The sequence below is a fragment of the Dialister sp. UBA1703 genome, from assembly GCA_002320515.1.
Lineage (GTDB): Bacteria > Bacillota > Negativicutes > Veillonellales > Dialisteraceae > Dialister.
The window spans coordinates 1-8,597 of the sequence record DCJJ01000128.1; the positions used below are offsets into that span (position 1 = coordinate 1).

Consider the following 8,597-nt stretch of genomic DNA (forward strand, 5'->3'; position numbering starts at 1 on the left):
CAACCTTCCTCTTTGAACCCTTTCTCTGCCCCTTTCTACACAACCCTTCTACACAACCTGCGCCGGTAGGCGCGCCCCTTTTTATACTGCGGCTGTGTCGCCACCACAACCCTCAGCGCCACAGGCGCCGTCAAACTTCAGAACCTTCAGAACCTTTTGAACCCTCACGTCGCAGGCGTGTTCCCCCCTTTCCCTTAAGGGGTAAAGCTGATAAAATAAACAGTATGAATAAGATAGGAGGAATCGTCATGGATGATCTTGTCATTGTGGACTGTCAGTATGATTTCATAGATGGGACGCTGGCCTGCGGGCACAGTCATGAGGCGGTGGAGAAACTTGTGCGGTTTGTAAACTGTCATCCTGTACGGGTTCTCTACACGTCGGACTGGCACAGCCCGTCCAACGGGTCTTTCAGGGTGAACGGCGGCATCTGGCCTGTTCACTGTGTGGCGGGAACGAAGGGGGCGGAGCTGGATCCGCTTTTCGGGAAGGAAATCGAAGATCCTTCGAACCGTCCTTCTTCGGCCAATCGTTTCCTGAAGGGACAGAATGATGAGGTGGAGGAGTATTCTGCTTTTAACGGCGTCAACGGTGAGGGGAAGAAACTCTGTGATGCAGCTTCTTCCCATGTGTATGTGGGCGGCATTGCTTCGGAGTACTGTGTGAAGGAAACGGTGCTGTCTCTTCTGGCTTCCGGCCGGTCTGTGACCCTTCTGGTGAAGGGGCTGGGCTATGTGTCGGAGGCAGATCATGAGAAGACGCTGAAGGAGCTGAAGGAGAAGGGCGTGCCCCTGCTGGAGGAATGATGGATGGGATGACCGTAGGAAAAGCAGGGGAGTTCGGACTTATCCGGCGCATTATGCATGATTTCATCTACCGTCCGGAGCTGGTGGTGGTAGGGCCCGGTGATGACGGGGCGGTGTACCGGACGCCTCCGGGCTATGACCAGGTAATTTCCACGGATACCATGGTGGAGGGCATCCATTTCACGAAGGAGACCATGTCTCCCTTTGATGTGGGGTATCATCTGGGGGCCTGCAATTTCAGCGATATGGCTGCCATGGGGGCAGAGGCGGCAGGCTTTGTGCTTTCCATTGCCCTGCCGGAGGCGCTGCCTCTTTCCTGGGTGGATGGTTTATATGAAGGTCTTCGGGCCTTGTGCAGTAAATACAGGGTGAATCTTCTGGGCGGCGATGTGACCGGTTCGCCTTCCGGGGTCATTCTCACCGGCACGGTGGTGGGCATGGTGCCTCAGGGAGAGGCGGTGACAAGAAGCGGCGCCCGGGAGGGGGACATTGTGTTTGTTACCGGTACGGCCGGCGATTCGGCAGCCGGGCTCTATGCCCTTCTTCACGGCATGGGAGAGAAATGGCCTCGCCTTGCTGCAAGGCATCAGCGGCCGGAACCCCAGATCCGTCTGGGGACGCTCCTTCGAAAGGCCGGAGCCCATGCGCTGAATGATATTTCCGACGGTCTTTCCAGTGAATGGAATGAAATCGCCCGTTCGTCGGGGGTGGAAATGGAAATCGACCTGGAAAAGGTGCCTTTGTCGGAGGATGTCCGCGCTCTGGGCCGTGAGATTTCTGTGAATCCCCTCACCTGGGCGCTGAACGGAGGGGAGGATTACCAGCTCACCGGTACCATTTCCCCTTCCGCTTTTGATACAATAAGGGAAGAAACATCCATCACGCCGGTGGGCCGGGTGGTTAAAAAGCCGGGCAGCGGGGTCTACGGATGGAGTCATGGCAGGAAAAGGCTTTTGGAAGCTAAAGGTTATGATCATTTTGATCAGTAAGGGAGGATTATATGTATACACTGGTAGTGATTCGTCATGGGGAAAGTGAATGGAATAAGAAGAATCTGTTCTGCGGCTGGACGGATGTGGAACTTTCGGACAAGGGCATGGAGGAAGCAAAGGAAGCAGGGCGGCTTATGAAGGAAGAGGGCTTAGCCTTCGATGTATGCTATACCTCCGTACTGAAGCGGGCCATTCATACGGCCTATAGGGCGCTGGATGAAATGGATCTTGCCTGGATTCCGGTGATTAAGGATTATCATCTGAATGAACGCCATTACGGCGCCCTGCAGGGGTTGAACAAGACGGAGGCAGCGGATAAATACGGTGAGGAGCAGGTGCATCTGTGGCGCCGTTCCTACGATGTGCGTCCGCCGGCTCTGACGGAGGATGACCCCCGGAATCCCGTATTCCAGGCGCCGTACCGGAAGATTAAGGACCAGGTGAAGCTGCCGCTGACGGAATGCCTGAAGGATACGGTAGCCCGGGTGGCTCCCTATTTCGACGAGGTCATCCGTCCCCGCATGGAGGCGGGAGACAGGGTGCTCATTGCAGCCCATGGCAATTCCATCCGCGCCCTCCGGAAGCACCTGGAAGGGATTTCCGATACGGAAATCGCCGGCATGAATGTACCTACGGGGATTCCGCTGGTATACCATCTGAATCCCGATTTCACGGTGCACGATGTGTCCTACCTGGGAGACCAGGAGGCCATTCAGGCGAAAATCAATGCAGTGAAAAACCAGTCTGCCTGCTCGGCAAAGAAATAAGGAGGTGTTTCCGGGAAATCCCGAGAGCTTGTGAAATATATGAATCAGCAGGAAATGGGGAAGGAGCCTCCGGTGCTGGTGCTGGAGGGCGGCGCCATGCGCGGCCTTTTCACGGCAGGGGTGCTGGATGCGCTTCTGGACCATCATTTCTATTTTGAAAATACGGTAGGTATTTCGGCAGGCACGCTGCAGGGCCTTGGCTATCTGTCGAAACAGACAGGAAGAAGCGTCAGGGTGAATGCGGTGTATGCAGCAGATTCCCGGTACATGGGATTCCGTCATATGGTGAGGGGCGGCTCTTTCTTTAATTTTGATTTCATGTTCGGCCCTCTGGCCCATGAGGAGGATCCCTTCGATTTCAAAACCTTCGAGGAATCATCCCAGACTCTCTATGCGGTGATTACGGACTGCCTGACCGGAAAGCCCCGTTTCATTTCCAGCCATGACTATGATTCGGCGGAATTCATGAAGGTCTGTGAGGCCAGCTGTTCCATTCCCCTGGTGTCAAAACCGGTGGAGTGGCGGGGGAGGGCCTATGCAGACGGCGGTGTAGGTCTGCCGCTGGTGCCCCTTCCATGGGAAATCCCCTTTCCCCACGGGAAGATCGTGTACGTGCTTACCCGGGATGCAGGCTACCGGAAAAAGCCGGTGCCCTTCTGGATGCACGGCCTTTTGAAGGCGGTGTACGGCAGAGAGTATCCGGCGGTGGTGGAAGGCATGTGTACCATACCGGAAAGGTACAACCGGAAGGTGGAGAAGGTGCTGGAGCTGGAAAAGGAAGGCTCTGTTTTTGTCATCCGTCCGGAGAAGCCGGTGACCGTATCTCGCATAGAAAGGGACGCCGGGAAGCTTCGGGAGCTTCATGGGGAAGGCTATCGCATTACCATGGAGCGTTTTGATGAAATGATGAGGTGGCTTCATGGCAAATAAAGTAATGTTCACAACGAAAAGTGAAAAGGAAACCATGGACTTCGGACGCTTTCTGGGAAGGCAGGCGGCGGATGGGCTTTTTATCGCCCTCACCGGTGACCTGGGGGCCGGCAAGACCCATTTCGTACAGGGACTGGCGGAAGGCATGGGAATCCATGGGGTGGTGGGAAGTCCCACTTTCACCATTATGAATTTATATGAAGATGGCGCTCTGCCGCTGAAGCATTTCGATTTCTACCGTCTCCATAGTGAAGATGAGCTGTGGAACATAGGCTGGGAGGAATACGGCCAGGGCGGCGTGGTGGTTGTGGAATGGGCGGATATGTTCCCTTCCCTCATTCCTGACGAAAGTATACATATAGAGATAGCCCTTTCCGGGGAGACGGAAAGGTGCATATCTGTTTCCTGGGGCCCCATGGCTCCGGAAGAAGTAGTAAAGGAGATACAAAATTATGCTGCTGGCCATTGATACATCCTCCCTGGTGCTGAGCTGCGCCCTGGCGGAGGAGGACCGGCTTGTGGCCGAATGGACGGTACAGAAAAAACTGACCCATTCGGAACAGCTGCTTCCCCATATGGATGAAATGATAAAGGAAGCAGGCGTTACCAAAAAAGATATTACCGCTGTGGCCGTATCCATCGGCCCCGGCTCTTTTACGGGACTCCGCATCGGACTGGCCACGGCCAAGATGATTTCCTATATCTGGAAGGTGCCCCTTATCGGGGTGGATACGCTGGAAGCGCTCTCCTGGAATATGGCAGGCGCAGAGGCTTTCATCCTTCCTCTGCTGGATGCCCAGCGGGGCAATGTGTATGCCGCCCTCTACGGCGCCTTTGATGAACTGTGGCTGGAGAAGAAAGAAACGGCGGCGCCTGTTGACGACGTCATAGCTGCGGCCCTGGCCCACGGCGGCCCCATCATTGCGGTGGGCGAATGTGCTGATAAATACAAGGATAAGCTCCTGGCTGCCGGCATCAAGCTGGCGCCGGCTCACAGCCGCATGGCCCGGGCAGGAAGCGTGGCCATGGCAGGGCTTAAGAAATTAAAGGAAGGCCGGGTGGACAGCCCTCTGGCCCTCCTTCCCAACTATATCCGGAGAAGCGAGGCGGAGGTTCTGTGGGAGAAGCAGCACGGCAAGTCCTGATCCAAAAGGCGGATGCTTCCTTTGTCCATGATATTTATGAAATCGGGAAGCTCTGCTTTTCCGATGCTTGGCGGGAGGAGACGGTGGCCCATGATATGGAAGGGGACCACAGTGAGTATTTCATCGCCCTGGTTGATGGTAAGACCGCAGGCTATGGCTGCTACTGGTTCATTATGGATGAAGGACAGCTTCTCAATATAGGCGTCCGTCCTGAGTACAGAAAGAAGGGCATAGGTGCCCTGCTTCTGGAAGCGGGACTGGAAGAAGCGGTGAAACGGCGTATGAGTTCTCTTTTCCTTGAGGTCCGGGTGAGCAATGAGGAAGCCCGGAGGTTATATAAGAAATATGGTTTCCGGATGCTGGGCACCAGAAAAGGTGTGTATGACCTGCCCCGGGAAGACGGGTATATCATGTCTAAGGAACTAAGGAAGCACTGATTCAGTCAGTAGTTCCATAAAAGGAGAATTATGAAAATATTATCATTCGAATCAAGCTGTGATGAGACATCCTGTGCGGTCATCGAAGACGGGCGTCATATCCTGTCCGACGTGATTTCCACTCAGGTGCCCATTCACAAGAAATTCGGCGGCGTGGTGCCGGAAATCGCATCCCGCCACCATATAGAGGATGTGCTCCCTGTGGCTATCGAAGCCCTGGAACAGGCCGGCGCTTCCTGGGAAGACATGGATGCCATTGCCGTCACCCAGGGGCCGGGGCTCGTAGGGGCCCTGCTGGTTGGCGTGGCAGCTGCCAAGGCAGCCGCCTGGGCGCTGGACAAGCCTCTTATTGCGGTAAACCATATGGAAGGCCATATTTTTGCCAACCTGCTGCAGTATCCGGATCTGGAGCCGCCCTTCCTTTCTCTGGTGGTTTCCGGCGGCCATACCATGATTGTGGTGGTGAAGGATTACAATACCTTCCAGCTGCTGGGACAGACAAGGGATGATGCGGCAGGAGAGGCCTTCGACAAAATCGCCCGGGTTATGGGCTATCCTTATCCCGGCGGCCCTCATATCGACAAACTGGCACGGGAAGGAAATCCCAATGCCATTCACTTCCCCATGGGCCTTGAAAAAGAGCATAATTACGACTTTTCCTTCAGCGGCCTGAAGTCGGCAGTCATTAACTACCTGAATACCGCTAAAATGAAGAAGGAAGAAGTGAACTACAAAGATGTAGCCGCCTCCTTCCAGCATGCGGTGGTGGAAGTGCTGGTGGAAAAGGCCATGAAGGCAGCGGAACTGACAGGATACAAAACCATAGCCCTGGCCGGCGGCGTAGCAGCCAACAGCGGCCTTCGGGAAGCGCTGAAGGCAGAGTGCGACAAAAGGGGCATCCGCATGTGCCGGCCGGATCCGGTGCTCTGCACCGATAACGGCGCCATGATCGGCTGCCGGGCTTACTACATGGCCCAGGCCGGACAGTTTGCGCCGCTGAACCTGAACGCCGATCCAAGGCTGCCTTTCCTGGCAGACCGGATTTCATTGTAAGAGAAAAGAGGGATACGCCTATGCAGACCCGTGGAATTGAAATGAGCCAGCTCTACACCCTGGTAAGGGATACCACCAGGCTCACCGATGTGCAGGCCAAAATCCTGGACCATATGCAGGTGGCTCTGCAGCTGGCTTCCGATATTTCCAGAAACCAGGTATATCTCTGCGCCAAAGGAAAGAATGATGATATTTCCGTCATCCTTATGGCGGTGAAACCATCCTATACCCATGGCTCCACCTACTTCAAATCGGGGGACACAAGGCTGGGAGAAGACCTGGCCATCATTGAAAATGTTTTCACCACCGGCAGGAAGGTGGTGGGGCGCATGGAGCTGGACCAGGGCCTCACCGTGGCTGTCACCGCCTATCCTATTGTGGATAACGCAGGCATTCCCTTTGCGGCGGTATGCTTCATGGCCAGCTCCGTGAAACAGCAGCAGGTGCTCACCGACACTGCCAACCTGGCACTGCAGGTGCCTTTCAGCACGGCGGATTACTACAGCATCCGTCCCCAGGACGGCATGATCATCCTGGACGCGGCGGGGCGCATTATCTATGCCAACGACATGGCGGACGACCTTTACTTCGTGCTGGACAAGGAAGCGGTGGAAAGCCGGGAACTCATCGGCCACACCATCGTCCATTTCCCTCTGGTGGATAAGGTCATGAAGACAGGAAAACCGGCTTTTGGCGATGAGGTGTCGGAAAACGTAACCCTTTCCGCCTGGGGCCTGCCTATCATTTCCGGCGGCCGGGTGACCCGCACGGTGCTGGTGCTGACAGACGTTACTGCCATCCGTGAAAAGGAAAGACAGATTCTGGTGAAGGATTCGGTGATTAAGGAAATCCACCACCGGGTGAAAAACAGTCTGAACACCATTGCCGGCATGCTCCGTATGCAAGCAAGGCGGGCGAAGGACGAAGACACCAAGGAAGCCCTCCGGCGGGCAGTGAGCCGCATCCTCGGCATATCCCAGATCCACGACATCCTGGCAAGCCAGAGCGGCGATAAAATCGACATGGATATCCTTCTGGATAAAATCACCAAGCTCTCCGTGGACAGCCTGGCCCTTCTGCCGGTCAATGTGGTAAGGGAAAAATCAAGGCGTCCCCTTATCGTGGACTCCGAAAAGGCGGTGCCCCTGGCCATTGCGGCCAATGAACTGATTCACAATGCCATCGACCATGGTTTCAGGGATCTTGCCAAAGGCACCCTCATTGTGGGCACGGAAATCAAAGGCACTGACCTTCACGTATATATCAAAAACGACGGACACCCGCTGCCCGACGATTTCAGCACCAAAACCTTCGACCTGGGCCTCCAGATCGTAAGGAACCTGTCGGAAATCGAACTCAAAGGGAAATTCTCCCTGAAAAATGAAAATCAGATGGTGACAGCCGATATTCTTTGTCCCCTGTCTGTTATGGAGGGATAATATGGCGGAAAAATACAGAATCGTTATAGCGGATGATGAAGCGCTCATCTGCATGGACCTTCGGGAAATGCTGGAAGAAGCGGGGCACGAAGTGGTGGGCATTGGCTCCGACGGCGTGGAAGCCCTTGACCTGGTGAAGGAAAAGAAACCGGACCTGGTGATACTGGACGTTAAAATGCCCAGACTGGACGGCATCCAGGCTGCCCGCATGATTGCCCATGACAACCTGGCTCCCGTGGTCCTTCTCACCGCCTTCGGCGATGAAGATATGATAGAAAAGGCCAAGAAATCCATGGTCTTCGGATACGTCATGAAACCGGTGGAAGAAAAGACCCTTTTCCCCGCCATCCAGATCGCCGTAAGCCAGTATCGGCAGAAAAAAGACATGGTGGACCGGGTGAAAAACATGGAAAGAGAACTGGCCGCCCGCAAAATTGTGGACCGCGCCAAGGGACTCCTTATGGACTACTACCACATCACCGAAGAAGATGCCTACCGCCGGATGCAGCAGACTAGCATGAAAAGAGGCATCACCATAGCCGATGTGGCCCAGAAGGTGGTTAAGGAAATCATGGCAAGGAAGAACAGGTAAGAGCTGCCCGCTTTTGCGGGCAGCGGTTTGACAGCCGCTTCGCGGCTGAAGTTTGACGCACCTTACGGTGCGAAGGTTCTAAAGTTTGAAGCGCCTGTGGCGCGAGGGTTGTGGTGAGGCGCCTTCAAAAATAAAAGGGCGCCAGTATGTATAAAACCGATTTAGTGAGCTGGTAAAAACCAGACAACCGCCCTGACGGGCTGGGGAAAAGCCACCGTAGGTGGCTAATCTCCGTAATGCTGTTCGTAACATATGAAATCAAGGGTAAACATAGAGGGGTTATATTCTCTCCCCTGAATAGGGGAGAGTCCGGCGCAGCCGGATAAGGGGTGGCCACCGGAGGTGGCCAATTCAACAGAATGGTCAGTGCGATTTATGCAGCAGAAAGGCATTCCCGTAACGCTGACTTTATACTCATCGCCCCCTAAAGGGGAAA

Annotated in this window: 10 protein-coding genes; all 10 read left to right on the forward strand. The window is 54.8% G+C overall.

Features of this window, described 5'->3' with window-relative positions; genetic code table 11:
• The first annotated feature begins 248 nt into the window (after positions 1-248).
• Genes B2Y11_RS05775 through B2Y11_RS05820 form a run of 10 tightly spaced genes read left to right on the forward strand, consistent with a single transcriptional unit; the run spans position 249 to position 8,161 of the window.
• On the forward strand, positions 249-806 hold the full coding sequence (locus tag B2Y11_RS05775; RefSeq protein WP_291057226.1) for an isochorismatase family protein: 558 nt from the start codon (positions 249-251) through the stop codon (positions 804-806).
• On the forward strand, positions 803-1,795 hold the full coding sequence (gene thiL / locus B2Y11_RS05780; RefSeq protein WP_291057228.1) for a thiamine-phosphate kinase: 993 nt from the start codon (positions 803-805) through the stop codon (positions 1,793-1,795). Before B2Y11_RS05775 ends, thiL begins: the two co-directional genes overlap by 4 nt.
• 11 nt (positions 1,796-1,806) lie before the next feature.
• Positions 1,807-2,565 (forward strand): 2,3-diphosphoglycerate-dependent phosphoglycerate mutase, encoded by a 759-nt coding sequence (gene gpmA, locus B2Y11_RS05785; RefSeq protein WP_291057230.1) that lies wholly within the window; start codon positions 1,807-1,809, stop codon positions 2,563-2,565.
• 39 nt (positions 2,566-2,604) lie between these two features.
• A complete protein-coding gene (locus B2Y11_RS05790; RefSeq protein ID WP_291057232.1) occupies positions 2,605-3,495 on the forward strand; it encodes a patatin-like phospholipase family protein in 891 nt (296 codons plus the stop codon).
• Positions 3,485-3,964, forward strand: coding sequence for a tRNA (adenosine(37)-N6)-threonylcarbamoyltransferase complex ATPase subunit type 1 TsaE (gene tsaE, locus B2Y11_RS05795; RefSeq protein ID WP_291057234.1), 480 nt, complete (start codon positions 3,485-3,487; stop codon positions 3,962-3,964). The genes B2Y11_RS05790 and tsaE overlap by 11 nt, the downstream gene beginning before the upstream one ends.
• Positions 3,948-4,640 carry a tRNA (adenosine(37)-N6)-threonylcarbamoyltransferase complex dimerization subunit type 1 TsaB gene (tsaB, locus tag B2Y11_RS05800; RefSeq protein WP_291057236.1) on the forward strand — a complete coding sequence of 231 codons (693 nt, stop codon included), beginning with the start codon at positions 3,948-3,950 and terminating at the stop codon, positions 4,638-4,640. The genes tsaE and tsaB overlap by 17 nt, the downstream gene beginning before the upstream one ends.
• The gene (gene rimI / locus B2Y11_RS05805; protein ID WP_291057238.1) at positions 4,613-5,077 is read left to right on the forward strand and encodes a ribosomal protein S18-alanine N-acetyltransferase; all 465 of its coding nucleotides are present in this window, start codon (positions 4,613-4,615) and stop codon (positions 5,075-5,077) included. Before tsaB ends, rimI begins: the two co-directional genes overlap by 28 nt.
• A gap of 30 nt (positions 5,078-5,107) precedes the next feature.
• Positions 5,108-6,130: a tRNA (adenosine(37)-N6)-threonylcarbamoyltransferase complex transferase subunit TsaD gene (gene tsaD, locus B2Y11_RS05810; protein WP_291057241.1), complete on the forward strand. Its 1,023-nt coding sequence runs from the start codon at positions 5,108-5,110 to the stop codon at positions 6,128-6,130.
• A gap of 20 nt (positions 6,131-6,150) precedes the next feature.
• Positions 6,151-7,569, forward strand: a complete 1,419-nt coding sequence (locus tag B2Y11_RS05815) for a histidine kinase N-terminal domain-containing protein (RefSeq protein ID WP_291057243.1) — start codon at positions 6,151-6,153, stop codon at positions 7,567-7,569.
• A 1-nt stretch (position 7,570) separates the two neighbouring features.
• Positions 7,571-8,161: an ANTAR domain-containing response regulator gene (locus tag B2Y11_RS05820; RefSeq protein ID WP_291057245.1), complete on the forward strand. Its 591-nt coding sequence runs from the start codon at positions 7,571-7,573 to the stop codon at positions 8,159-8,161.
• Positions 8,162-8,597: the final 436 nt, after the last annotated feature.